The following is a 26373-nucleotide window of genomic DNA, read 5'->3' as shown; positions in this document are numbered from 1 at the left end:
TGGGGGCCCACTTGCGGGCCCCTTTTTCATGCCGGTTACTGCTCGCCCAGGGTGAGCCGGGTGAGGGCCTCCACCCGTCGCCACTGACCGGGCTCGAACCAGCGTGCCAGGATCTCCGGCTGCTGGCTGACCCGGGCCTCGGCAGGCAGGGGCCTGATCTCGGCCAGATAGCCGGCCAGCTGCTGCTCGAACGCCTGCTGGCTCTCTGCCAGCTGGTGCAACCGGTCTGCCGCCTCCGGTCCCAACTGTTCGCGCAGTGCGGCGTCACGCCCTGCTGCGGGGAGTTGCTCCAGAGCCTGCAGATCGCCGAGCAGGCGGCTGTTGGCCTCCGCCTCCCGAAACCACTGGGGCTGCTCCGCCAGCCAGAGCTCCAGCTCGCTCGCCAGCAGCGGCTTGTCGGCATCACTGGACTCCGCCAGCGCCTTGCGGCGCAGGGTCCACTGCTCCATCAGCCTGTCCTCGGCAAACAGCTGCTCCTGCTCGACCGGGGTGAAGCGCTGCCTGCGCAACTGTTCGCGCTCGTCGAACAGCTTCTGCAAGCTGGCCAGGCGCGGATCCGTCGGCACCGTCAGGCTGCCCTCGGCCGCGAGAAAGGCTTCATGGCGGGCCTGCAGCGAGGACTTATCCGACGGCGGTGCGGTCTGCCTGACCAGAGGGGAAGCGGGCCCGGCATGTTGCGGCGAAGGGGCGGTTGCGTCAGCGGAGGGCCAATACTGCCAGCCCCCCAGCAGCAGGGCCACCGCCAGCGGAGCAGCCATCAGCCATGCCCTGTTCATAGTCCCAGCCTCTGCAGGCGGTTGGCGTGCTGGCGATAGAGGTTGACCGGGTCGGTCTCGAACAGGTGGCGAATGCCGAACGACTGGTTCACCTCGTCCAGATGGTTCATGCGGTAGTGGGTACCGATCACCTTGCCGAGGTGGCTGCTGCATACCCCGACCAGGCCGTCACTGGGCTCCTTGAAGAAGCTGCCGGTCAGCGCCAGCGCCGGATCCACCGGATCCAGGATGTTGGTCATGGTGCCGCGTCCGCTCCAGGAAAAGTAGTAGACCCCGTTGGCGGCCTGCATGGGCCCTTCGCCGCAATGCTGGCTCGGCAGCCCTTCCGGATAGCGCTGGTTGAAGCGCTGGGCGCCGGTGCTGGTGAGGGCGTCGAGGGCGGCGAGGGGATCCTGCGGCAGCTGGCTGCCCCCGGAGAGCAGCGAGATGACCCCGGACAGGGCCGAGGCGGCGGCCACCGCCAGACCTTCGGCCGCCGAGCCCGGCGTCACCTTGGCCCGCACCAGGTCGGCAATCTCAGAGCCATGGTTGACCCCGCCCACGCTGGTGGCGGAAGCGACCAGCTCGGGGGCGACCGAAGCGACGTAGCGGATGGTGGGGCCACCGTGAGAGTGGCCGATGAGGTTCACCTTCTCCGCCCCCGTGATGGCGAGCACCTGCTGCACCTGCTTGAGCAGCTGTTCACCGCGCAGCTCCGAGCTCTGGGTGGCGGAGACCTGGGCCACGTAAACCTTGGCGCCATCCCGGGTCAGGGCCTGGGGGATGCCGTAGAAGTAATCGACACCGAGCAGCTTGTCGAAACCGAACAGACCGTGCACCAGCACTATGGGGTAGCGGGTCTGGGTATAACCGGCCCCCTGACCCAGCATGGGCAGGGCGCACAACAGCATCAATAGCCATCTTTTCATCTTCACCGTCCTTGTGAAAAAACCGGCTGCATTCTGGTCGTCACCGGGGGTCGTCACCGGGCAGCCACTGGCCTCATGCCAGTACCGGCAGCATGGTGGCTGAACTCAAATGTATCTGTGGATGGGATCACTAAACCGGGGATTGCAGAAAAACCCTACCCATATGGGCAAAAAAGGCGGCACCAACTATTCCTTGTGTCTGCCCATCAAATAAGTTAAATAATAATTATTATCATTTGAGTGGTCGAGTCATGACGGGAACCTGGGTGAAGGGGTGGGTCGGTACCACCGGAGCGGACAGCAGCATGGCGCACTGGAAGGCGCAGACCCTGAGTGGCAACCGTCATTTCGATGCGGGGGAGTACGCCAGGGCGCTCGACTGCTATCAGCAGGCGCTGTGGCTTGCCCGCCAGCAGTTTGCCGACTGGCATGATGCCGACGAAGCGGTGGCGGCCCTGGTGGTGGCCCATCACAACCTGGCGGATCTGCTGGTGGCCATGACCCTGCCGGATCGGGCCGCCGACCTGCTGTGTCACATCCATGATTGCCTGCTGGCCACCAGCCAGTCCCCCACCAGTTCCGCTGCCCTGCGGGAGGCGGCTGTTCGCCACGCCCGCAGCACCCGTACCGAGCTGCTCGCCTTTCTGGGCAAACACGGTCATCACGACGGCATCCAGCGCAGCCTGGGTCAATGTCTGTGTCAGACCGGCTCTGCCCATCAACTGCATTGAGCCCAACAGGAGAGACAATGAACATGAGCCATACCCTGCCAGCCCTTCCTTACGCTTATGACGCGCTGGAACCCCATATCGATGCAAAGACCATGGAGATCCATCACAGCCGTCACCATCAGACCTACATCAACAACCTCAATGCCGCCCTGGCCGATCTGCCGGAGCTGGCTGCCCTGCCGCTGGAGGCATTGCTTGCCCGTATCGACAGCCTGCCGGCCCAGGTGCAGGGGGCGGTGCGCAATCACGGCGGCGGTCACGCCAACCACAGCCTGTTCTGGCAGGTGATGAGTCCGCAGGGCGGCGGCGAGCCGGACGGCGAGCTGGCCGCAGCGATCGAGCGGGATCTGGGTGGGCTGGAATCCTTCAGACAGGCCTTTACCCAGGCGGCGTTGAGCCGTTTTGGCAGCGGCTGGGCCTGGCTGGTGGTCGATGGGCGCGGCAAGTTGCAGGTGGTGAGCAGCGCGAACCAGGACAGCCCCCTGATGGAGGGGCTCACCCCCATACTCGGGCTGGATGTGTGGGAGCATGCCTACTACCTCAAGTACCAGAACAAGCGTCCCGACTACATAGCCGCGTTTTACAACGTGATCGACTGGGACGAGGTGGCACGGCGTTACGTGGCGGCGCTGGCCTGACGCCTCATTTCACCTGATGAAAGAGACCCGCCTGTTGGCGGGTCTCTGCTATTGAGGGGTCGGCGCGCTGCTGGCAGCCGGATTATCCACGGGTGTTGCTTCGCTCGGCACGGCTGCGCTGGTGGCTGGTGCACCGCTGGTTGCAGCCGCCGCACTGGTGGCTGTTGCAGCGCTCACGGCCGTTGCCTGCTTGGCCTTCGGCTGATGAGGGGGCGGTGCAATGGGCAGGCAGGGCTGGCTCGCCCCTATGGTGCTCAACGCCTGGCAGGGGACCGGGCCGCCGATGACGATGGGCTCGCCGAGGAACTTGGGCCCCTTGTCCAGCACGTAGAGGTCCAGCAGCCCCATCAGGCGGGCGAACACCTCGCGCACCCGGGTCTTGATGCCCTGATAGGCGCTGGGATCCACGGCGTTGAAGCCGACCGCCTCGATGCCGAAATGGCGGGCGATGAAGATGGCGCGCTCGTTGTGAAAGGCCTGGGAGACCACGGTGAAGTGGGCCTGACCGAACACCTCCTTGGCACGCACGATGGAATCCAGGGTCCGAAACCCTGCGTAGTCGCTGTAGATGGCGCTGGCCGGGATGCCGGCCTGGATCAGGGCCCGCCGCATCTGGCGCGGTTCGTTGTACTGCACGGTGGCGTTGTCGCCGGAGACCAGGATGTAGTCCACCTTGCCGTTGTTGTAGAGCTCGGCGGCGGCCTTGATCCGGTATTTGAAGTAGTGGTTCGGGCTGCCGCCAATCAGGTATTTGGAGGTGCCGAGCACCAGGGCGACCCGGTTGTAGGGCACCGCATTGACGTCGTCGTAGGTGTAGTGACGGGCGTCCGAGACGGTCCACTCGCTGTAGCCAAGCAGGGCGGCGATGGAGGCCAGCAACAGGCAGAGGCAGGCGAGCAGGATCTTGGCAAACTTCTTCATGCGCGGTGCGGTTCGGGTCTGAAGTAAGAGAAGACAGGGGGCCATTCTATTACAAGTTGTTGTGGCGCGTCAGGTTTGATGGCGGCGCAGGGGCTCACTCGGGCAGAGGTTGTCGCAGCGCGCGCCAGGATCCCGGGCTTATCAAACGGCGCCATAAACAAGGGGCGGCCATGGCCGCCCCTTGTCATAGTCGTCTCGTCCTCAGTGGGAGGAGTCGTTGGCCTTGCACTCGTCGGAGTCCTTGTTGGCTTCCCACCAGGGCAGCAGCTCGCGGCCGAGCCACTGCTGGTAGGCCTCGCTGTCATTGGCAATCAGCTGGTCCAGCTCGGCTTCGAAGGCACTCATGGCCTGCTGCTGATCCGGGTTGCGCAGGGCCTGGGCCATGGCCAGCCAGCTGGCGCCGCGACCGGTCTCGTTCAGGAAGCGGTGTACCGTGTAGGACCAGGAGTAGACCATCTCGCCGCCCTTGTCGTAATCCAGATGCAGGATGTCGGCCAGGGCCGGACGATCGCTGGCCGGACGGCCGGCGACGTTGTCCAGACCGCGGGCGAAGCACTGGCCGTGGGCGATGAACTCCGCCAGCCCTTCCGACCACCAGGTGGTGCGGTTGAGCGGGTAGTGGCCGAAGCTGCCGTACTGGTTGAAGCGGCCGTCCAGGTAGTGCACGTACTCGTGGCGCAGGTTCCACACCTGGAACGCTGGGCGCTTCCACTCCGCCTCGTAGGCGAAGAAGCGGGCCTGGTTGCCGGGGCGCGCCGGATCCCCTTCGAGGTAGATGCCGCCGTTGTCGGTGGAGACGCCGCCGAACAGGGCACTGCCGTAGCGTTTCCAGTCGGCGGAGGAGTTGAAGACCACCAGTTCCAGCGCCTCGTTGTGATCATCCGCCACCGGCTGCCAGCCGGTCTCCATCTGCTGGTGGAACTGCTGCTCTTCGGCACCCAGTTCACGGCAGATCCCCTCGGCCTGAGCCATGGTCAGATCCTGGGCCCGCAGGCGCAGGGTCGGCGAGCAGGTATGCTCGAACGGCAGCACGTCCTCCACCCGGACAGGGGTGCAGAGCCCGGCGAAGTCACCGCTGATGCAGGCTTCGCTGGTGCGGTCCGTGTAGGTCAGGTAGTAGGTGGAGAGGGTCAGCGACATGTCTTCCAGCAGGTCCTGACTCTGCTGGCCACCGGGGATCAGGTCGTGGTGGCGAACCAGTGCGATGACGGAGTCATCCAGCAGCTTGCGGTAGCCGTCGAGCTCGTCCGGGCGGGTATAGCGGGCGACCCGGTAGAGACGGGTGTAGGCATCCAGCACGTTGTTGAGCAGGAACAGATCGGCACCATCCCTTCCTTGCCACAACGCGAGTTCGCTCATGCCGAGGGCGTGCAGCTGCTTGCGCAGCTCGCCATCCTGCTGGCGGAAGTCGTTGGCGAAGGGGTCGCTGTAGTCGCTGGCGAAGTCGAGGAAGTTGAGCAGATCGAACAGACCGGTCGCCCAGGCGTGCTGACCATTGATCTCGCTGGCATGACGGGTGCTGTAGGCCAGCATCTGGTTGAACTCGCCGAGCAGGGTGCCAAAGCGGCTCTGCACTGCCGGGCTCTTGAACTGACCGTGCAGAGCGATGCTCCAGGCTCCCATGACGGCGCCTACTTCGTCGCTGGCCTGCTCCGGGAAGAGCAGCGGATGGGCACCGAGTGCCGTCAATGCCTCGGCCAGCGCCTCGGCAGCAGCCGGGCCGTCTTCCTTGTGCTTGCCGTAGTTGTGGTAGTTGTGGGCACGCACGTATTCCAGCAGCAGCTTCATGGCCGGATGAGCCGGCTGATTGGCCGCCAGCAGGCTCTGGATGCCGCGGGACACGGCCAGCAGCTTGGTGTCATCGTGACCATAGTTCTCCTGCCAGACCGGTGCGGGCTGGCCACTGGCATCCTGCACTATCTTGGCTGCGTCGGCGTCCAGCAGCTCGGTGCCAGGCAGATCCGGCTCGGAGCAGGCGCGGCCGTCGGCACGGCGACAGTCGAGCTGCTCTTCCTTGCTGGCCAGCACGATGGGGCGGTTGAGCACCCGGCTCTCCTGCCACTCGGTTGTTTCCGGCAGGGTCTGCCATTCGCTGCCCCCCACCGGGTATTGATAGCCGGTGTCCTTCAAGACCACCTGCACTTCGCTGCCAGCGGGCAGGGTTTGACGGCACACCCGGTAGCTGATGGTCTTGTCCCCTTCCTGACGCGTCTGGGGTTCATCGCACTCCTGTTGGGCCTTGATCTCGTCCAGCAACCAGGTGTACTGGCGCCAGACGTGCAGCTCGCTCACCTGCTTGGCGGCCTGGCTGCCCGCGATGGGCTGCAGGCGGAAGAAGATCTGCTCGAGGCGACCATCCCGTTCATTGGGGGTCTCTTCCAGCACCTTCAATTGCTGCCAGTTTTGCGGCTGGTACTGCCATGCCTGCTCGGCGCAGCGACCTTCGGCGTTGAGCTCACAGCGATCCAGCTCCTGCTCGCTGTGACCCAGGATGACCCGCTCAGCCAACGGCAGACGATCCTGACGCGGCGCGGTCGGGGTGCCCGCCAGCGGCTCCCAGCGGCCCTGCTTCATGCCGTAGCCATAGTCATAGCTGCTGGCCGGGACGGCCTTGCCGGCCGGTACCACCTCTTCACAGCTGAGGTAGCGGATCTGCCAGCCCTGCTCGATCTTGAGCTTCGGCTCGCCGCACTGCTGCTCTGCCAGCGCAGCCAGGTTGGCATCGCGCCAGTCGAAGCGGCGATACACCCTCAACTGCTGATAAGGGGCGTCGCCGCTGCGGGCGCTCAGTTCAAAGGTCACTTCGGTGAGACGATCCCCCAGCTGACGGCTGGATTCGCCTTTGAGTTGATACTGTTGCCAGTCGGAGGGGGAGTAGTTGGCCAGCGCCGAAGTGGCGAGCAGGCCTGGGGCTGCCAGGAGCAGCAGCCGGGGAGAGAGGTGCTTCATCATGATCCCTTTGGTGGATGGAGAGGCGTGGGGACCAGAGAGGTTATTGGGCTCCAAAGGAATATCAATTGGCCAGATGGCGCAGCGAAATGATGCATTCGGGAGCAAACAACATAAAAACAGCCCCAAAGGGGGCCGTGTTGATAGCAAGGACTCCGCCCCATATGGGGGAGGCGTCACTCCTCTTGTCGCAAGCTGCGGGCGAGCAGGGTGCGGGAGGGTTTCAGATTGCCGCCGAGATCCGGCCAGGGATGCCACTGGTCCGGCACCATAAAGCCAGGTAACGACAGCCTGATCCAGGCGGCCAGCTCGGCAGGGGGGACTGGTTCGCCGTGCCAGTCGATGAAGGCGGCGGGCCTATGCCCCCACTCGTCGCTTGGCACCGGCACCACCAGGGCCTGGGCCACGGCGGGGTGATCCACCAGCCGCTGTTCTATGGTCTCGGGCTGGATGTTCTCCCCTCCCGAGATGAAGAGGTTGTCGAGCCGCCCCTCCACCACCAGATCGCCCCCCGGAGTGAGGCGGCCCTTGTCCCGGGTGTGGAACCAGCCCTCTTCATCGAGGGGGCGCACCAGCTCGCCCTCCCTGAAGTAGCCGGCAAACAGGGTCTCACCGCGCACGCAGATCTCCCCCTGGCGGATGCAGACCTCCCGCCCCGGCAGCGGGCGACCCACCACGCCGGCGGCGCAGGGTTGCCCGGTGCAGACCTGGCTGCCCATCTCGGAGAGGCCATAGCTCACCTTGGGCTCCAGCCCCAGGGCGGTCAGCCGGTTGACCAGGGGCGCCGGGATGGCGGCGCCCCCGAGCAGCAGCTCTCGCACCCGGGTGCGGGATGGGTCGAACCCCTGTGCCAGCAGGCGCCAGAGCTGGGTCGGCACCAGCGAGAGGTGGGTGATGGGCTGATCCTCGAGCCGCGCCTTGAGGGGCCGGGTGCGATCGTCCAGCACCAGGGCGGCTCCCGCCAGGAAGACCCGGAACAGGATGGCGTAACCGCCGACGTGAAACAGTGGCAGGGAGAGCAGCCAGCCGCAGGCTTCGTCCAGGGGGATCAGGGTGGCGGAACCCCGGGCCGAGGCCAGGTGGTTGGCGAGGCGGTGGACCACCGCCTTGGGGGTACCGCTGGATCCCGAGGTGAGGATCATGTTGTTCGGCTGGTCGGGTACCAGCGGGGACTCCCCATCTGCGGCCAGCTCGCCCGTGAAGTCGAGGCTGAGGGCTTGCCAGTCGCCCGCCGGGATCTCGCCTGCCGACCAGAATGCCCGGGCCTCGAGCTGGCTCGCCAGTATGCTGTGTCTGGTTGCCGGAAAGGCGGGATTGAGGGGGCAGAAGACGATGCCGCTGCGCACGCAGGCCCAGGCCAGCAACACATCCTCCAGGGCGCCGCGCACCACGGCGGCGAGATGATCTCCCCGTTCCAGCCCGGCCCGGGCGAGCTGATTGCACAGGCTGTTGAGGCGCAGGTCGAGGCGCTGGTAGCTAAGAGGCTCCCCGCTGTGGATGGCAATGCGATGAGGGGCCAGTGTCGCCCAGCGTCGTACCGGGCAGGTTTCCTGCCGTGGGATCTGACGGGTCACCATGGGTCAGTCACGGTGAAACAGGGGGTCCATCCTGCCCGGATCGGGTTGCCCCTGCTTGTCCAGCAGATCCCTGGCCAGCCAGCGGCGGGTATCGAGGCCAGGGGCCTGATCCGGCGCCCACTCCCCCGCGAGACGGGCGAGCTGGCCGAGGCCGAGACCGGACTCGAAACAGGAGGAGACGATCACCTTGAGCTTCAGTTCGCGAGCGCGGGCCACCAGGGCTTCGCTGTTGGCCAGGGCGCCGAGCAGGGTCGGCTTGAGCACCAGGGCGCGTAGTTGCGGGATGGGCTCCCAGGGCTTGCCCTGGGCCAGCAGTTCGTCCAGCGCCACCGGCATGCCGGTGCGGCTGGCGACGAAGGCGATGTCCTCGAAGTCGGCGCACAGATCTTCGAGGTATTCGATGCGATTCGGATCCAGGTGGCCGCAGAAGGCCCAGGCCTCCTCGCGGGTCCAGCCCTGGTTGGCGTCCAGGACCAGTTTGAGATTGGGGCGCCGATCGAGCAGCAGCCGGATCAGCGCCAGCTCGTCGCGCATGGGGTAGCGGGCTACCTTCAGCTTGGCCTTGAGGGGGGTCTCGTGCAGCCACTGCTTCCAGTTCTTGAGCAGCTCCTGGGGGGAGCCCTGGATCAGCGGATAGGGCTCGGGCAGGGGGGCACCCTGCTCGGGCCAGCTACGACGGGCGCAGTCGAGCCCGAACTGCACCGAGGGCAGCTGTGGTGTCGGGGTCTGTCCCCGCGCCAGCTGCGCCAGACAGTCGAGGGCCTCGGCCTGGGCGTCGGCCAGGGTCTCTGTGGAAAATCCTGGCAGGGGGGCTATCTCCCCCCAGCCATCATCGATGCGTACCAGCAGGCCCTCGCGCGCTACCTGCAACTGACCATGAAAGGCCAGGGGCTGGGTAAAGGGCAGTTGGTAGCGGTAGAGGGCGAGTGTCATCAGGGATTCCGCTTGTATTTGGAGAAGTCGGGACGGCGTTTCTCGTTGAATGCGTTGCGCCCTTCCTGACCCTCTTCGGTCATGTAGAACAGCATGGTGGCATTGCCTGCCAGCTCCTGCAAACCGGCCTGGCCGTCGCAGTCGGCGTTGAGGGCCGCCTTCAGGCAGCGCAGGGCCATGGGGCTGTGTTGCAGCATCTCGCGGCACCAGCGCACGGTTTCACGCTCCAGCTCGGCCAGGGGCACGACGGTGTTGACCAGCCCCATGTCGAGGGCCTGTTTGGCGTCGTAGAGGCGGCAGAGGAACCAGATCTCCCGAGCCTTCTTCTGGCCGACGATGCGGGCCATGTAGGAGGCGCCCCAGCCGCCGTCGAAGGAGCCCACCTTGGGGCCGGTCTGGCCGAACTGGGCGTTGTCGGCGGCGATGGTCAGGTCGCACATCATGTGCAGCACGTGGCCGCCACCGACGGCGTAGCCAGCCACCATGGCCACCACGGGTTTGGGGCAGGTACGGATGTCACGCTGGAAGTCGAGCACGTTGAGGTGATGGGTGCCTTCATCGTCCTTGTAGCCACCGTAGTCGCCGCGGATCTTCTGGTCGCCGCCGGCGCAGAAGGCCTTCTCGCCAAAGCCGGTGAGGATGATGGAGCCGACCTTGTCGTCGTAGCGGGCATCGGCCAGGGCTTGCAGCATCTCTTTCACGGTGCGGGGGCGGAAGGCGTTGCGCACCTGGGGACGGTTGATGGTGATCTTGGCAATGCCCTCTGGGGACTTGTGATAGAGGATGTCCTCGTAACCGGCGGAGCAGTCGTGCCACTCGACAGGGGCATAGAGCTCGGCTTCCGTCATTGCTTCAATCATGGATCTTCTCTTCTGGTTGGTGAGCCCACTCCCGCAGGAGCCGGGCAAAGGTATCGGGCTGGCTTGTGTGCAGATTGTGTCCGCCATCCAGAGCCAAGTGTTTGATATTGCAGCCTTGCTTTACCAACTGGCAAGCGAGGGCATGGAATTTGTGATCCCGGTTGCCTGAGATCCACTGCACCGGCAGCCGGGTATCCCGAAGCCAGGGGGCGAGATCCGGCTGCCGCCCCAGGGACGTGGCCCTCAGCATGGCGGCCACGGCCTTGCCGTCGTTGCCAAGGCGGCGTGCGGCCTGGCGGGTGCGGGCATCGTCGTCCAGGTCGGCGAAGACGCCCTGGCGGTACCAGTCGGCAAGCACCCAGGTCAGGGGCTCGCACTCGAAACGCCGGGCCCAGGCTTCATCGTGAGCGATGCGGGCCGGACGTTCACCGGCAGGCAGCCCGGGGTGGCAGTTCTCCAGCAGCAGGGCCTGCAACCCCGCCGGGGTGTGGCTGGCGTGATGAAGCGCGAGCCGCCCCCCCAGCGAATACCCCACCAGCCGGTAGTGGGCGATATCCCGTGCGGCCAGCTCGGCGCAGAGCCAGCGATGGGCCTCGTCAAAGCCGCTCACCCGCAGTGCCCGGTTGCGGCCGTGGCCCGGCAGATCCAGGGCATGGCACGGGACGCCGGGCAGGGCCTGGATAACAGGTCGCCAGTCGTCGGCGTCCCCCAGCAGGCCGTGCAGCAGCACCAGTGGTACGGCGGGATCAGAGACCACGGATAGCGGCTCCCAGTGCCTTGAGATCCTCGGCGACTTCACTGCTCGGTACCTTGATTTCAATCAGGGTTACCCCGTTTTTCAGGGCTGCGGCATAGTCCTGCTCAAATGCGTCGAGGGTGGTGGGGGCCCGGTAGTGCAGGCCGAACATGGCGGCGGCGTGCTCGAAGTGCAGGCCGTGGGGCAGGCAGTAGTAGGTCTCCAGCAGGGCGTCCTGGGTGGGCACAGGCAGCATGCGGAAGATGCTGCCGCCGTCGTTGTTGAGCAGGATCACCACCAGGGGGCGGCTCCCCTTGCCGAGCAGCGCCAGGCTGTTGAGGTCGTGCAGGGCGCTGAGATCCCCGAGCAGCAGGGTGGTGGGCTCGCGACTGTCAGGCGGGACCGACTGTGCGAAGCCGTATGCGGTGGCGATAAGGCCATCGATGCCGGAGGCGCCGCGGTTGGTCATCACCCGGCTGGGGCCCTTGCCCACCTCGCCCAGCATGTCCATCAGCCGGGCCGGCATGCTGTTGCCGACGAACAACTGACCCTGGATGAGCTGATTCAGGCGGTGGCACACCCCGAGCTCCGAGAAGCGATCACAGGCGGTGCGGATCTGCTGGCTGATAGCCTGCTGGCGCGCGGCCAACTGGTGCCAGGGCTGCTGCGAATGGGGGATTGGATGGGTAGCCGCAAAGGCGGCGGGGTCGCACACCAGGCGACGGCGCAGCCGGTAGTCGGGGTCGAGGCGTGCCGGCTGCGGGTCCACCAGCCAGTAATCCTGCCAGGGGTGTTGTTTGATGAACTGGCCGAGGCGCTTGGAGATGAGGCGGGCGCCGAATTGCAGCAGTACCTCGGCGCGGGCCAGCTCGGCCACGAAGTCGCTGTGTTGCAGGGCGAGATCCGTGTGGACGAGGTTGCGATCATCGAAGCGGATCTGGCTTTGCAGATCCGCCAGCAGGGGCCAGCCGAGGCGGTCGGCCAGCTCGGCCACCGCCTTGCCTTGCACCGGATCCTGGATGCGTCCGGCGACGATGACACCGCGCTTGCCCTTCAGCTCCTCCCAGTCCGGCTGGGCGGGGCAGCCCGGCTCGCCCGCCAGCCAGGGGCTCCAGGGCTTGGCCGAGTGCAGCCAGTCGCCGAGAGGCGCCAGGTAGTCGGCAAAGTCCAGATAGTGGTCGCCGGGGTAGAGGGGCTCGGGGTACATGCAGTTGAAGTGCACCGGCCCCGGGGTGTGCGCCTGTCGGGCCAGGGCCTGATCCACCGAGCTCAGCACGAAGGCCGCCGGAATGGTGGGAGTGGGGCTCGGCAGATTTTGCTGATAGACGGGGTAGCGACCGAAGATCCCCGGCTGATCGATGGCCTGGTTGGCCCCGTTGTCGATGAGCTCGGGTGGCCTGTCGGCAGAGAGAATGATGAGCGGGACCCCGGTGAGCTGGGCTTCCGCCACCGCGGGCCAGAGGTTGGCCACCGCGGTGCCCGAGGTCATGATGACCGCCACCGGGCGGCCGCTCCCCTTGGCCAGCCCCAGCGCCATGAAGCCCAGACCCCGCTCGTCGAAGTGCAGGTGGCGGCGAAAGCCCGGGTGGGCTGCGGCGGCCATGGTGAGCGGCGCCGAGCGGGATCCGGAGGCCAGGGCGATGTCACGCACGCCGAGGCGAAAGAGCTCTTCCAGCAAGAGGGAGGACCAGACATGGTTGAAGGTGGCGTGATGGCTGGCAAAGGCGTGATGCGCGGACACGTGGCTGGCGGACATGAAGCTCTCGCAGTGAGGAGTCGGTAAGAAACGCTATCCCAGCAGGGAGAGCACGTTGGCGATCTTGTTGTCGAGTTCGGCCCACTCGGCGGCGGGCTCCGATCCCGCCACTATGCCGGCACCGGCGAACAGGCTGATGCGCGGGCCCCTGATCCGGGCGCTGCGAATGGCGACGGAGAACTCCGAGGTCTCCCGGCTCAGCATGCCACAGGCACCGGCATACCAGCCGCGATCATGGGGCTCGCATTCACGGATGAAGGCGAGCGCCGCCTCGCGGGGGGCGCCCCCCACGGCGGGGGTGGGGTGCAGGGCAGCCAGCAGTTGCCAGTCGCAGACGCCGGGTTTGAGCTCGGCCTCGATGTCGCACTTGAGGTGTTGCAGCAGCCGCAATTTCAGAATGCGCGGCTCTGTCAGGGTGGCATCGGTCGTGAGGGGGGCCAGGCGGCTGAGAATGTCGGCGTGAACCAGCCGGTTCTCCAGCCGGTTCTTGCTGTCGGCCAGCAGCTCGGCGGCCAGGGCCGCGTCGGTCGCCTCATCCCCGGAACGGCGAATGGTGCCTGCCAGCGCCTCGGTAAAGAGGTGGCCCTTCTCCCGGCGGTAGAGGCGCTCGGGGGAGCAGGAGATGAAGCTCTGCTCGGGGGAGAACTGGAAGCCGAAGTGGAAGCACTCCTGGGCGTGGCGAGCCCACTGTGTCAGCAGGGACCAGGGGCAGAGGGGCGCATCGTGCGCCTCGCTCTGGAGCAGGCTCTCCCGGGACAGTACCACCTTGGGGGTGCGGGCCTGGAAGTCGGGGGCCGTGACCTGCTCCACCAGGGTCTGCCACTGGGCAGGGCCCGGCAGGTCCTGGCGCTGCCATGGCCGCTTTTGCAGGGCGGGCAGGGGGGCCTCGGGTTGCAGGGCATCGAGCGCCGCCTCGGCGGCGCAGAGTTCGGCTTCGAATGCGTGACCCTCTTCCCGGGCAGGCAGCCAGAGATTGAGGCAGAGGCTGGTGCACTCCCCCCGGCGTACCAGTTCGATGCGGGGCAGCACGAAGCGGCAGGGGCCAAAACCCTGCCAGCCGGGCAGATCCGGGTCGAACGCCAGACCGCCGTAGTAGCGAGGGCTGTCTTCACTGGCCGTGCCGGCAAGGTCGCAGACCCGCTGGATATCCTCCGGCCGGGTCAGTTCGTGGATGGCGCCAAGCGCCACGTACTCCGGGCTCTGTTGCCCTCTGGCGTGCCAATAGATGCGGGGGTAGAGCGTCTGGGCCGCCAACCAGCCGGGAAAGACGTCGACGTGAGCGGCCACGCGCAGTCGCACGAAACCGCTGACAGTGCTGTGACGCAGGGCGTCCAGTTGTTGCTTGAGGTGGGTCTGAGCCAACATGGATGTCTAGTCTGAGCCGGATAATCGCGATCGCTCCGGGGGAGGATGGCGCAGGTTGATGCCAAAGGGCGACGATTTCCTATATATTATCTGCCCATTCGTCCATGTAAATTGCCCGGGGGAGCCGACGCCCCCGCGCAGCCAAGTATACCTAAATCCGGTTCGATAACCCTTAACACGATCAATATCTGATTGTTTGGCCATCACAATATGACAAATACCTTCTCTGTTTGGTTGCTGGCGGCGCGTTTGCGAACACTGCCCCTGGCGTGCTCCTCCATCTTGCTGGGCTCGGGGCTGGCAGCCAGCCGGGGAGCGTTTGACGGCACCATCATGGGGCTCTCCCTGCTGACCGCCATCCTGCTGCAAATTCTCTCCAATCTGGCCAACGACTATGGCGATGCGGTCTCCGGAGCCGACAACGGGGAGCGGATCGGTCCCCAGCGCGCCGTGGTTTCCGGCCTCATCACCCGGCACCAGATGTGTGTGGCCATGGGGCTGACCGCCCTGGCGGCCGTGGTGAGCGGCCTCTCCCTGCTGGTCTGCGCCTTCGGGGAGGCGTGGCAGCAGATCCTGACGTTCATCCTGCTGGGGGGAGCGGCCATCGTCGCGGCCATCACCTACACGGTGGGCAAGAGCCCCTACGGCTATCGCGGCTTCGGGGACATCTCGGTGTTCCTGTTCTTCGGCCTGCTGGGGGTGCTCGGCTCCTACTACCTCTTCACCCATAGCCTGGAGTGGGACCTGTTGCTGCCCGCCACCGCCTGCGGCCTGCTGGCGACTGCCGTGCTCAACATCAACAACGTGCGGGACATCGAGACCGATGCCGCCAGCGGCAAGATCACCCTGGCGGTGCGCCTTGGCCGCAACCGTGCCATCGCCTATCACTGGGTCTTGCTGGGGGCGGCGCTGCTGGCGACCATCGCCTTCCTGCTGACTCAGCCTGCGAGCCTCTGGCCCTGGATCTTCCTGCCCGCCATGAAGCCCCTCACCGATGCCGCCTGCACCCTGCGAGAGAGTTTCGATGGCGAGGTGCTGACCGGCGCCCTCAAGAAGACCGCCATCAGCGCATTTCTGTTCAGCCTGCTGCTCTCTGCCGGGCTGGCGCTCACCTGAGGCCGACGCGTTTGGCAATGAAAAGGGCTCCCGAACGGGAGCCCTTTTTGCTGATGTGTCGATGCGTTGTTGTTTCATCAGACCGATGTGATGATCGCCAGGGGAGGAGCATGCCGCCAGGCGAAGGATGGTGCCAGGTGATGCAGACGACGAGGGCCCCCGACAGGGAGCCCTCGTGTGCATGAGGCGTGCTTGCCCCTGGATCAACTTGCCTGGGCCACGGCCGTGCGGCGAGAGAAGAAGAGACTGTCCAGCAGCCAGATGACGACCATGGAGGCCCCCACCAGCGGGAAGCAGATCCCGAGCACGACCAGCACCGCGATGGCACCGCCCATGGGAGGCAGCTTGGCGGGCAGGGGCGGGGCGGCGAGGCGACCACTGGGACGGCGGCTCCACCAGATCCAGAGCCCGCTCACCGAGCTTGCCAGAATCATCAGGCAGATGAGCAGCATGACGAGCTGGTGCGGCCAGCCGTAGAGCTTGCCCATGTGCAGCATGACGCCGGTTTCCACCGTCTTGGCGACCGGGCCGTAATCCTGCCAGCGCACGTCGACCAGCACCTTGCCGCTGTATTGGTCGATGTGCAGGGTGGCGTCGTTGCGGGGATCATCGGCAAAGATGGCGATGGTATAGACGCCGGTTTCACCGACCGGGGGGGTGATGCTGTAACCCGGGCTGACCCCACGCTCGCTGGCGATGTCGACCACCTGTTGCAGCGGAATGCGATGGCTGGCCATGACCATGCCCTCGTGTCCGCCGCCATGGGTCATGGCGCTGTGATCATGGCTCTCTGCCGTGGGTTGGGAGCTCGGCATGGGCAGGGTCTCGGCCCCCCAGGAGACGGTCTGTTCGTGAGCCTGGTTGAGGCTGCGGGTGAGGGGGGCCGACTTGGGCACCTCGTTCCACATGGCCGCAGGGAAGCGGTTCCAGACGTCGGCGAACTGGCCGCCCCAGAAACCGGTCCAGGTCATGCCCGTCAGCAGCAGCAGCAGCAGGAAACCTGCGCCCCAGAAGCCGACCACGGCGTGCAGATCACGCCACCAGAGACGGCCGCGCTGGTGCATTCTCGGCCAGAGGATGCCTCCCACACCCGGTCCCTTGCGGGGCCACCAGAGATAGAGTCCGCTGACGAGGAGCACGATTCCCCAGCCTGCGGCCAGCTCGATCAGGCGATCACCCGTGGTGCCAAGCATCAGCTCCGCATGGAGAGCACGCGCCACCGCCTGCAGGTTCCACTTGTTGTCCATGGTGCCGAGCAGGGCGCCGTTCGCGGGATCCATGAAGAGGGTCAGCTCCTGCCCTTCACGCATCACGACTATCTGGGCGCTCGCGTCCGCTGCCACCGGGGGCAGGTATTTGCGCAGGCTGGCGTCCGGCATGGCGATGGTTGCCTTGGCCAGCAGCTGGTCGGCACTCAGGGTCTGGGTGGCGGGCGTCACCTTCATCAGCTGGGGGTAGAGCAGGTTGTCCAGCTGCGGCTTGAACAGGTAGACGATGCCGGTGAGGGAGAGCAGGATCAGGAAGGGGGCGACGAAGAGACCAGCATAGAAATGCCAGCGCCAGATCCGTTGGTAATAACTTGCGTCTTGTTGCTTCATCGTTGTTCCCTGGGTGAACGCCAAAAGGTTTCAGTAGGTGGAATGTTTTGAGTGGCGCGGATAATAGCAGCAACGTTTTGTTAACTGCAACAGAACATGTCGAAGAAATGTACATTCCGCCACCGGGGTAAAAACGGGGGTTGAATGGAGCTTTCCGTTCACAATGCGGGGAGCTTCATGGACTTTTCGGGGATAAATTCTTACTTTGTGGCAACACAGGGCATATCAGCCGCAGCGAAGGACTCAAGGCAGGAGGTGAACGTGCAAGCACACGGCCATTTTGAGATGCAGCGACAAGGGCAACTGCTGATCTGTCGGCCGAGCGGCCCTTTCAACCTGGCAGGCGCCATGGCCTATGAGGGCAAGTTCAGCCAGCAGATAAGCCGTTTGCAGGGAGCCCCCTGGGGCATCGTCGAGGTCGCGACCGAGTTCGAGGCCGCCGGCCCCGAGGTGCTGGCCCGTTTTCGTCGCCAGTTCAACTGGTGCGCCACCCATGGCTGCGCCTTTCTGGCGGTGGTCATGATCGGGGATTTCAAACGTTATCTGGCGGATCACGTCTTCAGCGAGCTTCCCTTTCAGGAGGTGCGCTATTTCGAGGAGGAAGCACAGGCCATCCACTGGCTGACACAGCGCCTCGAGGGGCTGCAAGGCAAGGAGATCCACGTCAGCACGGGTTGAACTTCCCGTTCATTCTAGCCTGATGAACCACTTGTCCCGCTCGTCGAGGCAGTCGGGCTCCCCCATCTCGAATTCACGGCAGATAAGCGGCCGCACCTCGTAGATGCGACACATCATGGTGTTGCGGTCGAGGGCGGCGCACCAGCCATCTTCCAGTCTGTGCATCACGGGCACTTCTCCTTCCCGTTCCTCGATATAGCGGTCCGGCACGCCGGTGTCGGTGAAGAGCATCACCTCGAGGCGGCAGCAGCAGGCTTCGCAGTTCTGGCAGCTCACATCGCTCTGGATTGCTTGGGTCATGTCACCTGTCTTGCCGCATGGCGGCGAATGATATGAAACAGGCGCCTGTCAGGCGCCTGTGGTCTGGCCGGGCGTGTGAAATACCTTAGCCCAGTTTGCGGGCACGGTAGCTGCGCCCCTTGATCTTGCCTTCCTGCAACCGCTTGAGGGCGGCGCTCGCCACCTGGCGCTTCACCGCCACGTAGGAGTACTGCTCGGAAATCTGGATTTTGCCCACATCGGCCCCGGCAATGCCGCCTTCGCCGGTCAGGGCGCCGAGGATGTCACCGGCACGCACCTTGCTCTTGCGGCCCGCATCGATGGAGAGGGTCACCATCTGCGGCGCGATCGGCTTGATGTCGCGGCCGATCCCGGCCAGGTCGCCCTGGGGAATGGGGGCCTGCTGGTACTCCTCGATGAAGTTGACGCGCTGGGCCTCGTTCGGCTGGTAGAGGCTCAGGGCCAGGCCCTGCTGGCCGGCGCGGCCGGTACGGCCGATGCGGTGCACATGCACCTCGGGGTCGTAGGTGAGCTCGTAGTTGATGACGGCGCCCAGCTCCTTGATGTCGAGGCCGCGGGCCGCCACGTCGGTGGCGACCAGTATGGTGGCGCTGCCGTTGGCGAAGCGCACCAGCACCTGATCCCGCTCACGCTGCTCCAGATCGCCATTCAGCGCCAGCGCCGAGAAGCCCTTGGCGGCCAGGTGATCAGCCACGTCGTTGCAGGCGCGCTTGGTGTTGCAGAACACCACGCAGGAGCCCGGTTGGTAGTGGCTGAGCAGCCAGGTGAGGGCATCGAGGCGCTGGCCGGCCGGCACTTCATACAGCTTCTGTTCGATGGCGCTCTCTTCATGCAGGGACTCCACGCTCACCTCCACCGGGTTGCGTTGCACGCCGCGGCTCATCTGGGCGATCCCTTCCGGATAGGTGGCGGAGAACAGCAGGGTCTGGCGATCCCGCGGGGCGTGGCTGATGACGCGGTTGATGTCTTCGCCAAAGCCCATGTCCAGCATGCGATCCGCTTCGTCCAGCACCAGCGTCTTGAGGTCGTCGAGCTCAAGGGTGCCCTGCTCCAGGTGCTTGAGGATCCGGCCCGGGGTGCCGACGGCGATGTGGGCGCCAAATCCCAGGGTGGCGGATTGCGGTGCGGTCGGGGTGCCGCCGCACAGGGTCACCAGCTTGACGTTGGGCAGGGTGCGGGCAAGACGGCGGATCTCGGTGGCCACCTGATCCGCCAGCTCGCGGGTCGGACAGAGCACCAGCGCCTGCACGGCCAGCCGGTTGACGTCCAGCTTGGCCAGCAGACCCAGGCCGAAGGCCGCGGTCTTGCCGCTGCCGGTTTTCGCCTTGGCGATCAAATCTTTGCCGTCGAGCACCAGGGGCAGGCTCTGGGCCTGGATCGGGGTCATCTGCAGATAGCCCAGGCTGGCGAGGTTGTCCTGCAGGGCGGAGGAGAGGTTCAGGCTGCTAAATTCGCTGTTGTTCACAAAAGGACTCTATGTCGGAAAATCAGAAATGGGGGTGCGCGGTGCGCAAGGGGGCGCATCATACCAGAATGTGCCGCCGGATGCGGTGAATATTTGAACGGTTGGTGTCATGGGTTGCCGATGGAGGCTTCTGTCTGCGTTGGCGGGCTTGCGGTATGTAAAAAGAGCACAATGGAACAGGGTGGTCATGGCCAGATCATGATGAATGGCGAGAAAACGTTTTTAATTAAACATGTCCTGGTGATGATAAGTCATCGGAGGATGCCATATGGGATATAGCCGTTATGAAATATATATACGAATGAGGAATAAAATTAATGAAATAGCATAACTTATTGTTTTTGATTTATTTTTAAGCTTTCTCAATGACGATTAATAATCATGTGTCTTGGCAATTAATTTAAAAACGTTTGTATTATTTCGCATGCATATTTTTACCGCGGATTGTGATGATTCTCTGATTTTTAAATATGCAGTTCTTTATGATGGCGCCGGTCAAAAATAACAATTCAATGGGTGCTACTGGTATGGAATACGTTCATTTCTTGCTCGGACTCGTGATGGTCCTGGCATTGGCGTTGCTGGCAAACCGCCGCAACTGGAAACAGATCAAGCTGCGTTACATCGGCCAGCTGCTGGTGGTCGAGCTGGCGCTCGCCTGGTTCATGCTCAACTCCGAAGTGGGTCTGGCGGTGGTGGGTGGCTTTGCCGCCGGCTTCACCAAGCTGATGGAGTTTGCCAAGCAGGGGACCGACTTCGTGTTCGGCGGTCTGGTCAACGAAGGGGCCTTCTCCTTCTTCCTGATGGTGCTGATGCCCATCGTCTTCATCTCCGTGTTGATCGGCATTTTGCAGTACATCCGTCTGCTGCCCATCGTCATTCGTGGCATCGGCACCGTGCTGGCCAGGATCAACGGTATGGGCAAGCTGGAGTCCTTCAACGCCATCAGCTCCATGATCGTCGGTCAGTCCGAGAACTTCATCGCCCTCAAGAACATACTGCCGCACCTGAACGAGAAGCAGATGTACACCCTGGCGGCGACAGCCATGTCCACCGTCTCCATGTCCATCGTCGGTGCCTACATGCAGCTGATCGAACCGCGCTACGTGGTGGCCGCACTGGTACTCAACATGTTCAGCACCTTCGTGGTGCTCTCCCTCATCAACCCCTACGAGCCCGACAACACCGTGACCGATGCCAAGGCGCTGGCCGAGGGTGACGAGCACCACACGCCGAAGAAGGAGAACTTCTTCGAGATGCTGGGGGAGTACATCATGGCCGGTTTCACCGTGGCGGTGATCGTCGGTGCCATGCTGGTGGGCTTCATCGCCCTGATCGCTCTCATCAACTACCTGTTCGAGGCGGCGTTTGGCGTCAACTTCCAGCACGTCATGGGCTACATCTTCTATCCCGTTGCCTGGATCCTGGGCATCCCGGGCAGTGAAGCGCTGCAGGCCGGCTCCATCATGGCGACCAAGCTGGTGACCAACGAGTTCGTGGCCATGATGGATCTGGGCAAGATTGCCGCCGAGCTCTCCCCGCGCACCGTCGGCATCCTCTCCATCTTCATGGTGTCGTTCGCCAACTTCAGCTCCATCGGCATCATTGCCGGTGCGGTGAAGGCGCTCAACGAAGAGAAGGGCAACATGGTTTCCCGCTTCGGTTTGAAGCTGGTCTATGGCTCCACCCTGGTGAGCCTGCTCTCCGCCGTGATTGCCGGTGTGATGATCTAGGTCCTCCCCCCGCGCTGCTCATGACGACCCCCTGCCTTGGCAGGGGGTCTTTTTTTGGGCAGATGAGCGGGTGAACAGAGGAGGGGACTGGTCGGCAGCCCGGCCATCAAGCGCGGGGGTCTTCCACCTTGATGTTGGCGGGGACCCGCTTTTTGCCCAGCACCATGGCGCGGACCAAATCGCTGCGGGTGAGGCGATCGGTCAGGAGTACCACTGCCGCATGGACGCCAACGGCGGCCATCAGGGTGTTGGCGATGATGCCGTGCAGCTCCTCCAGCCACTCCTCGCCCCAGAAGGCATCCCAGGTGGTGAGCCAGCCGGTGACGACGGTCCCGACCAGGGACAGCAGCAGCAACCAGATCATCAGGGAGCCGACCGGATTGTGGCCGAGGTAGTAGGGGTGGCGCCCCTGGGCGAGCTGACGCAGGTAGTAGCGGACCCGGGCAGGAGTTGGCCACCACTGGCCGAAGCGGGCGTAATAGGGGCCGACCAGCCCCCACAGCAGGCGGATGATGAGCAGGATGCCCACCGCGTAGCCAGCATATCTGTGGGGTTTGCTGCCCTCTTCCAGCACGAAGAAGTTGAGCAGGCAGAGGGTGACGGTCGCCCAGTGAAACACCCGGATGAGGGGATCCCAGACTTTCACTTCAGAGGCAGGTGTCATGGCAAGGCTCCATGGTGGGGGCCGGGGGAAGACCGGCCCGGGGCGGCGTTACTCGTCGATCTCTTCTTTCACCTTTTTCAGGTCGGTCGGGTCGAAGTAGATCTCGACCTTGCGCTTCTCCTTGTCCCAGCCGTAGATCTCGTAGCAGCCGGTCTTGGTGGCCTTGAACTTCTTGATGTCGTAGCCCATCGCCTTGATCTGCTGCTGGGCGTCGGCTTCGCTCATCCACTTGCTCTTGTCGGCCTGGGTGCATTGGGGGTCGGCCAGGGCTGCGCCGCTCAACAGGGGGATCAGTAACAACAGGGGGGTCAGTTTCATTGCTTGCTCCTTGCGGGTGGTTGGGTCAACAGTCGCAAGGCTAATCAAGGAGCATTAAGGAAGAATTAAGGGAAAAGGGAAATGAATGGCTCTCCCCGGCAGGGGGCCGGGGAGAGGGTGATCAGCTCAGCTTGCCCCTGACCAGCCACTTGTCCAGCGCATTGGCGAAGCGCTGCTTGTCGGCGGCGTTGAAGGGCGCAGGGCCACCGGTCTGGACGCCGGCAGAGCGCAGCTCCTCCATGAAGTTGCGCATCCCGAGCCGTGCCTGGATGGTCTCCCGGGTGTAGATCTCACCCCGGGGATTGAGCGCCTCGCCCCCGGCGTCGATGACCCAGGAGGCGAGGGGAATGTCGCCGGTGATCACCAGGTCGCCTGGCTTGACCTGCTGGGCGATGACATGATCTGCCACATCGAAGCCCTTTTCCACCTGCTGGGTCTTGATGAAGGGGGAGGGGGGGACTCTGAGCCCCTGGTTGGCCACTAGCGTGGTCACCACCTGGGCGCGGTGGGCGGCGCGGTAGAGGATCTCCTTGACCGGGATGGGGCAGGCATCGGCATCAACCCAGATGGGCATGGCATGGCTTCCTGTGTCTGGAACGGGTGGCGCATCTTAGCATGGCTGGTGCGGGGCGGCTGCCCCGGGGCTGAGTCGTCCCCGCCTTTGGTGTAAGCTGGGGCCTGCACATGAAACGAGAAGGAGACGAGATGGATCGGGTGCCCGGTGACGTGATTTATGGCCTGACCCTGGACGGCAAGGGGGGCATGACCCCGCTGGCCGAAGGTAGCGAGATCCCCTGTACCCAGCCCGGCTGGCTGCATCTGGACTACGGCAACCCGGAGTCGGCGCGCTGGCTGCTGCAGACGCCGCTGCTGGGGGAGGCGGCCCGGGAGGCCTTGCTCGGCCAGAGCAATCGTCCCAAGCTGGTGCGGATGGGGGAGACGGTGCTGCTGATCCTGCGCGGCATCAACCACAACAAGGATCACAGGCCTGAAGAGATGGTGGCCCTGCGGATCTTCATCACGCCGGATCTCATCATCAGCAGCCGACGTCGTCCGCTGCTCTCCGAGAAAGATGTGTTCGAGCAGCTGTCGCTGGGGGGCGGTGCCGACACACCCGCCGACTGGCTGGTGGAGATATGCGACGCCCTGACCGACCGGGCCGGGGAGTTCGTCGAGGAGCTGCACGACCAGATCCTGGATCTGGAGGAGATGGTGCTGATGCGCGACCTGCCCGCCAACGGTCGGCTTGCGCGCATCCGCAAGCAGCTCATCATGATCCGTCGCTACCTCTCCCCCCAGCGGGATCTGGTGGCGCGCCTGGCCAACGAGAAGATCAGCTGGCTGGACGAAGATGACAGGCGACGCCTGCTCGACATCGCCGACCGCTTGCGGCGCTGGCTCGACGATCTGGATGCCGGGGTGGCGCGCACCGCCGTGCTGGCGGACGAGATCAACAACCTGATGGCGGAGGCGACCAACCGCCGTGCCTACCAGATGTCGGTGATGGCGCTGCTGTTCCTGCCCGCCAGCTTCCTGACCGGCCTGTTCGGCATCAACCTGGGGGGGATCCCCGGGGCCGAGAGTCCGACCGCCTTCTGGGTGTTCTGTGGCTTCCTGCTGGTGCTGGCGACCGGACTGGCGGTCTGGCTCAAGCACAGGCGCTGGTGGTAAGGGGTGAACATGACGACATGGGAATCTTTTGGCGTGACCCTGCTGCTGTTGCTGGGGCACACCCTGGTGCGCGGCCTCATTCACAAGAGCCTGATGGCCCTTGGCCAGAGCCGGCAGGTGAGCGAGAACCGGGTACTCTACGTGGAGCACGTATTCCACTTCCTGCTGGGCTGCGCCACCCTGCTGATCCTGGCCGGGGTCTGGGGGCTCGACTTCTCCCGGCTGGTGGTGCTCGCCTCCTCCTTCTTCGCGGTACTGGGGGTCGCCATGGTGGCCCAGTGGTCGATCCTCTCCAACATCACCGCCAGCATCACCATCTTCTTCGCCTTCCCCTACAAGATTGGCGATCGCATCCGCATCCTCGACAAGGATGACTCCGTCACCGGCATCATCACCGAGATCGGCCTCTTCTACGTGCGGGTGCGGGATGACAACGGCGATCTGGTCACCTATCCGGCGAACCTTATTCTGCAAAAGCCGGTGAGGCGGCTGGAGGGAAAGGAGGCTGAGTCCACGCAGCCGGAATGAGAAAAGGCTCCCTCGGGAGCCTTTTTCGATGGCTGTTCAGCGTTCGAAGAAGCGGTAGAGGTGCTCGACCTGGACGGGGCAGTCGGCCACCAGGTGGATGTGGTCCCGTGCCTCCTCGGTGGACGAGAAACTCATGGGGCACCCCAGGGTGTCCGTCATCACGTAGAGGTGGCCGTCCTGCCCCCTGAACTCCACGATCCAGCCGGGGGAGACGATGTCGTGCATGATCTCCGCCTCCTTGAACCTGTGCTGCTGGTGAAGCGCGCGCAATTCACTGACTGTCATGACATCCTCCTATGACTCATGGCGCCACCCTCAAGTCTAGTTCTCCTTCCCGTTGGCGCCGTCATCGGATCAGGGCCCCGTCGCCCCCTCACGGGGCGGTTGCAGGGCGATCAGCAGCTCCCCGGGCAGCGGCGTGACAGGGCCGGTGACCACCCTGGGTCTGGCCTTGGCATCCAGCACGAACAGAGGAATGGCGCCGGGATTGGCCTCCTGATACTGGTCCCAGTCGAAGGTGTCGCTCAGGCGGGTCGCCTTGATCTGCCCGCCCCGGCTCAGCAGGCCGCTCAGCCTGGCGAAGTTGATGTCGGCGCCGAACAGGTTCTGGCGGGCACGGAAGGTGGCGCTCTCCCGGTTGGCCTTGCCGTGCTGTTCGCTGGAACGCAGGGAGTGGACCTTCTCCTCCCCGTAGAGGTGGGCGAAGTGCAGCACCCCGAGGGCGTTGTTGTGGCGGCTGGGAGAGAGCGCCAGCACGGTGCTGATGCTGGTGAGGGGCAGGTGCCGCTCGGCGTGCTCCGACTGGGGGTTGCCGAAGTAGCAGGGCAGGCCGCTCATGCGGGCCAGCTTGCAGTGCTCCCAGGCAGGATCGGAGAGCTGCACCGGGATCCCCTGATCCGCCAGCGCCTTGCCGATGGCCCGGGCAACCGAGTTGGCGCCGATGAGCAGCCAGACATTGGGGGCGCTCTGGCGCATGTCGAGCAATCTGGCCAATGGCGTGGCCGTCAGGCTCTGCAGCACCACGGTGAAGATGATGACCGCAAACACCAGGGGCACCAGCTTGTCGGCATCCTCGATGCCGGCCTCATGCATGCTGATGGCGAAGGAGGCGCTGACCGCCGCCGCCACTATGCCCCGGGGGGCTATCCAGGCGAGCAGGGCGCGGGCGCGCCAGGGCAGGTCCGACCCCCGGGTCGAGACCAGGATGCAGAGCGGACGGGCCACGAACTGCACCACGCACAGCAGGGCCAGAACCATGGGGCCGAGCTGCCAGAGCTGGGCCAGATCGAGGCGGGCCGCCAGCAGGATGAAGAGGGAGGAGATGAGAATGACGGCGAGATCCTCCTTGAAGGCCAGCACCTCCTCCAGATCCAGCCCCTCCTGGTTGGCGAGCCAGATGCCGAACACCGTCACCGCCAGCAGGCCGGATTCGTGACTGAGCCAGTCAGACAGGGTGAAGGTCACCAGCACCAGCGCCAGTACCCCGAACTTGTGCAGGCTGACCGGCAGCCAGTCCTTGCGGATGAGCAGGGTGGTGAGCCAGCCGGCACCGACCCCGATGAGCGACCCCACTCCCACCGTCTTGGCCAGGGCCAGCAGGGTATGACCGACCAGATCTCCCTGGCTGCCGAGGCGCACCGCCTCGAACACCAGTACCGCGAACAGGGCGCCGATGGGGTCGATGACGATCCCCTCCCAGCGCAGGATCTTGTCCACCTCCCGGACCGGGCGGATCACGTTGAGCATGGGGGCGATCACCGTGGGGCCGGTCACTACCAGCACGGCGCCGAGCACCATGGCGACCCGCCAGTCCAGCCCAAGCAGGAAGTAGCTGGCGGCGCCGATGACGGCAAAGCTGGTCACCATGCCGGTGGAGCAGAGGTTGCGTACCACCTTGCCGATCCCCTTGAGTTCGGTCAGGTGCAGGGTCAGCGCTCCTTCAAACAGGATGATGGCGACCGAGAGGGAAACCAGGGGAAACAGCAGATCCCCCAGCAACTGATCGGGATCGAGCAGACCGGTCACCGGGCCGAGCAAGAGGCCGCTCAGCAGCAGGAACAAAATGGCGGGAACGCGCACGGACCAGGCAAGCCATTGGGCGAGCAGGGAGATGAGGGCTATTCCGGCGAGGGAGAGAGCAATCATGCCAACC

Annotated in this window: 25 protein-coding genes; 7 read left to right on the top strand and 18 right to left on the bottom strand. The window is 64.7% G+C overall.

Features of this window, described 5'->3' with window-relative positions:
* Positions 1–35: 35 nt before the first annotated feature.
* The gene (locus AB5Y70_RS00960) at positions 36–776 is read right to left on the bottom strand and encodes a lipase secretion chaperone (RefSeq protein ID WP_043154022.1); all 741 of its coding nucleotides are present in this window, start codon (positions 774–776) and stop codon (positions 36–38) included.
* Positions 773–1684 (bottom strand): triacylglycerol lipase, encoded by a 912-nt coding sequence (locus AB5Y70_RS00955; RefSeq protein WP_039039783.1) that lies wholly within the window; start codon positions 1682–1684, stop codon positions 773–775. Before AB5Y70_RS00955 ends, AB5Y70_RS00960 begins: the two co-directional genes overlap by 4 nt.
* A gap of 305 nt (positions 1685–1989) precedes the next feature.
* Here AB5Y70_RS00955 and AB5Y70_RS00950 point away from each other — a divergent pair, with 305 nt between their 5' ends.
* Positions 1990–2415, top strand: a complete 426-nt coding sequence (locus tag AB5Y70_RS00950) for a hypothetical protein (RefSeq protein ID WP_029313599.1) — start codon at positions 1990–1992, stop codon at positions 2413–2415.
* A gap of 23 nt (positions 2416–2438) precedes the next feature.
* Positions 2439–3053, top strand: a complete 615-nt coding sequence (locus tag AB5Y70_RS00945; protein ID WP_042880836.1) for a superoxide dismutase — start codon at positions 2439–2441, stop codon at positions 3051–3053.
* A 48-nt stretch (positions 3054–3101) separates the two neighbouring features.
* Here AB5Y70_RS00945 and AB5Y70_RS00940 read toward each other — a convergent pair whose 3' ends face one another.
* The 8 genes from AB5Y70_RS00940 to AB5Y70_RS00905 all read right to left on the bottom strand — a co-directional run bounded on the left by AB5Y70_RS00940 (position 3102) and on the right by AB5Y70_RS00905 (position 14150).
* Positions 3102–4019 carry a vancomycin high temperature exclusion protein gene (locus AB5Y70_RS00940; RefSeq protein ID WP_043154021.1) on the bottom strand — a complete coding sequence of 306 codons (918 nt, stop codon included), beginning with the start codon at positions 4017–4019 and terminating at the stop codon, positions 3102–3104.
* A gap of 156 nt (positions 4020–4175) precedes the next feature.
* Complete coding sequence (locus AB5Y70_RS00935) at positions 4176–6923, bottom strand: collagenase (protein ID WP_043154018.1); 2748 nt, start codon at positions 6921–6923, stop codon at positions 4176–4178.
* 176 nt (positions 6924–7099) lie between these two features.
* The gene (gene menE, locus AB5Y70_RS00930; protein ID WP_043154016.1) at positions 7100–8500 is read right to left on the bottom strand and encodes an o-succinylbenzoate--CoA ligase; all 1401 of its coding nucleotides are present in this window, start codon (positions 8498–8500) and stop codon (positions 7100–7102) included.
* Positions 8501–8503: 3 nt separating this feature from the next.
* Complete coding sequence (gene menC / locus AB5Y70_RS00925; protein WP_043154014.1) at positions 8504–9433, bottom strand: o-succinylbenzoate synthase; 930 nt, start codon at positions 9431–9433, stop codon at positions 8504–8506.
* A complete protein-coding gene (menB, locus tag AB5Y70_RS00920; RefSeq protein WP_010672740.1) occupies positions 9433–10281 on the bottom strand; it encodes a 1,4-dihydroxy-2-naphthoyl-CoA synthase in 849 nt (282 codons plus the stop codon). The genes menC and menB overlap by 1 nt, the downstream gene beginning before the upstream one ends.
* 4 nt (positions 10282–10285) lie before the next feature.
* The gene (menH, locus tag AB5Y70_RS00915) at positions 10286–11050 is read right to left on the bottom strand and encodes a 2-succinyl-6-hydroxy-2,4-cyclohexadiene-1-carboxylate synthase (protein WP_043154011.1); all 765 of its coding nucleotides are present in this window, start codon (positions 11048–11050) and stop codon (positions 10286–10288) included.
* Positions 11040–12785 carry a 2-succinyl-5-enolpyruvyl-6-hydroxy-3-cyclohexene-1-carboxylic-acid synthase gene (gene menD / locus AB5Y70_RS00910; protein WP_043154009.1) on the bottom strand — a complete coding sequence of 582 codons (1746 nt, stop codon included), beginning with the start codon at positions 12783–12785 and terminating at the stop codon, positions 11040–11042. The genes menH and menD overlap by 11 nt, the downstream gene beginning before the upstream one ends.
* A 33-nt stretch (positions 12786–12818) precedes the next feature.
* The gene (locus AB5Y70_RS00905) at positions 12819–14150 is read right to left on the bottom strand and encodes an isochorismate synthase MenF (RefSeq protein ID WP_043154006.1); all 1332 of its coding nucleotides are present in this window, start codon (positions 14148–14150) and stop codon (positions 12819–12821) included.
* A 210-nt stretch (positions 14151–14360) separates the two neighbouring features.
* On the opposite strand from AB5Y70_RS00905, the gene AB5Y70_RS00900 reads away from it, so the two are divergent.
* Positions 14361–15266, top strand: coding sequence for a 1,4-dihydroxy-2-naphthoate polyprenyltransferase (locus AB5Y70_RS00900; RefSeq protein WP_043154004.1), 906 nt, complete (start codon positions 14361–14363; stop codon positions 15264–15266).
* A gap of 203 nt (positions 15267–15469) precedes the next feature.
* Here AB5Y70_RS00900 and AB5Y70_RS00895 read toward each other — a convergent pair whose 3' ends face one another.
* Entirely contained in the window at positions 15470–16864 is a 1395-nt protein-coding gene (locus AB5Y70_RS00895; protein ID WP_043154002.1) for a PepSY domain-containing protein, read from the bottom strand.
* A 255-nt stretch (positions 16865–17119) separates the two neighbouring features.
* Between AB5Y70_RS00895 and AB5Y70_RS00890 the strand changes: the two genes are divergently transcribed.
* Positions 17120–17542 carry a hypothetical protein gene (locus tag AB5Y70_RS00890; RefSeq protein WP_039039773.1) on the top strand — a complete coding sequence of 141 codons (423 nt, stop codon included), beginning with the start codon at positions 17120–17122 and terminating at the stop codon, positions 17540–17542.
* Between the two features lie 9 nt (positions 17543–17551).
* Here the strand turns inward: AB5Y70_RS00890 and AB5Y70_RS00885 are convergent, their stop codons facing one another.
* Positions 17552–17842, bottom strand: coding sequence for a YkgJ family cysteine cluster protein (locus AB5Y70_RS00885; RefSeq protein WP_039039772.1), 291 nt, complete (start codon positions 17840–17842; stop codon positions 17552–17554).
* A gap of 85 nt (positions 17843–17927) precedes the next feature.
* Positions 17928–19307, bottom strand: coding sequence for an ATP-dependent RNA helicase DbpA (gene dbpA / locus AB5Y70_RS00880; RefSeq protein ID WP_039039771.1), 1380 nt, complete (start codon positions 19305–19307; stop codon positions 17928–17930).
* Positions 19308–19834: 527 nt separating this feature from the next.
* Between dbpA and AB5Y70_RS00875 the strand changes: the two genes are divergently transcribed.
* Positions 19835–21040 carry a NupC/NupG family nucleoside CNT transporter gene (locus AB5Y70_RS00875; protein WP_043154001.1) on the top strand — a complete coding sequence of 402 codons (1206 nt, stop codon included), beginning with the start codon at positions 19835–19837 and terminating at the stop codon, positions 21038–21040.
* Positions 21041–21146: 106 nt separating this feature from the next.
* Here the strand turns inward: AB5Y70_RS00875 and AB5Y70_RS00870 are convergent, their stop codons facing one another.
* The 3 genes from AB5Y70_RS00870 to AB5Y70_RS00860 all read right to left on the bottom strand — a co-directional run bounded on the left by AB5Y70_RS00870 (position 21147) and on the right by AB5Y70_RS00860 (position 22596).
* On the bottom strand, positions 21147–21704 hold the full coding sequence (locus tag AB5Y70_RS00870) for a cytochrome b/b6 domain-containing protein (protein WP_041214375.1): 558 nt from the start codon (positions 21702–21704) through the stop codon (positions 21147–21149).
* A gap of 48 nt (positions 21705–21752) precedes the next feature.
* Entirely contained in the window at positions 21753–22022 is a 270-nt protein-coding gene (locus AB5Y70_RS00865) for a PepSY domain-containing protein (protein ID WP_010672753.1), read from the bottom strand.
* 121 nt (positions 22023–22143) lie between these two features.
* Complete coding sequence (locus AB5Y70_RS00860) at positions 22144–22596, bottom strand: YaiI/YqxD family protein (RefSeq protein ID WP_039039769.1); 453 nt, start codon at positions 22594–22596, stop codon at positions 22144–22146.
* A gap of 131 nt (positions 22597–22727) precedes the next feature.
* Between AB5Y70_RS00860 and zntB the strand changes: the two genes are divergently transcribed.
* Both zntB and AB5Y70_RS00850 read left to right on the top strand, forming a co-directional pair.
* Positions 22728–23693 (top strand): zinc transporter ZntB, encoded by a 966-nt coding sequence (gene zntB, locus AB5Y70_RS00855; protein ID WP_174217498.1) that lies wholly within the window; start codon positions 22728–22730, stop codon positions 23691–23693.
* A gap of 9 nt (positions 23694–23702) precedes the next feature.
* Positions 23703–24221 carry a mechanosensitive ion channel domain-containing protein gene (locus tag AB5Y70_RS00850; protein WP_039039767.1) on the top strand — a complete coding sequence of 173 codons (519 nt, stop codon included), beginning with the start codon at positions 23703–23705 and terminating at the stop codon, positions 24219–24221.
* 36 nt (positions 24222–24257) lie between these two features.
* On the opposite strand, the gene AB5Y70_RS00845 is transcribed toward AB5Y70_RS00850, so the two are convergent.
* Together AB5Y70_RS00845 and AB5Y70_RS00840 are read right to left on the bottom strand one after the other, a co-directional pair.
* Positions 24258–24506 (bottom strand): hypothetical protein, encoded by a 249-nt coding sequence (locus tag AB5Y70_RS00845; RefSeq protein WP_010672757.1) that lies wholly within the window; start codon positions 24504–24506, stop codon positions 24258–24260.
* Between the two features lie 69 nt (positions 24507–24575).
* Complete coding sequence (locus tag AB5Y70_RS00840; protein WP_041214376.1) at positions 24576–26366, bottom strand: sodium:proton antiporter; 1791 nt, start codon at positions 26364–26366, stop codon at positions 24576–24578.
* Between the last annotated feature and the right edge of the window lie 7 nt (positions 26367–26373).

Origin of the sequence: Aeromonas sp. s1(2024) (genome assembly GCF_040908005.1) — a bacterium.
In the GTDB taxonomy this organism is placed as follows: domain Bacteria; phylum Pseudomonadota; class Gammaproteobacteria; order Enterobacterales; family Aeromonadaceae; genus Aeromonas; species Aeromonas caviae.
The sequence above is the reverse complement of the archived record's forward strand: the minus strand, read 5'-3'. Positions and strand labels throughout refer to the sequence as shown.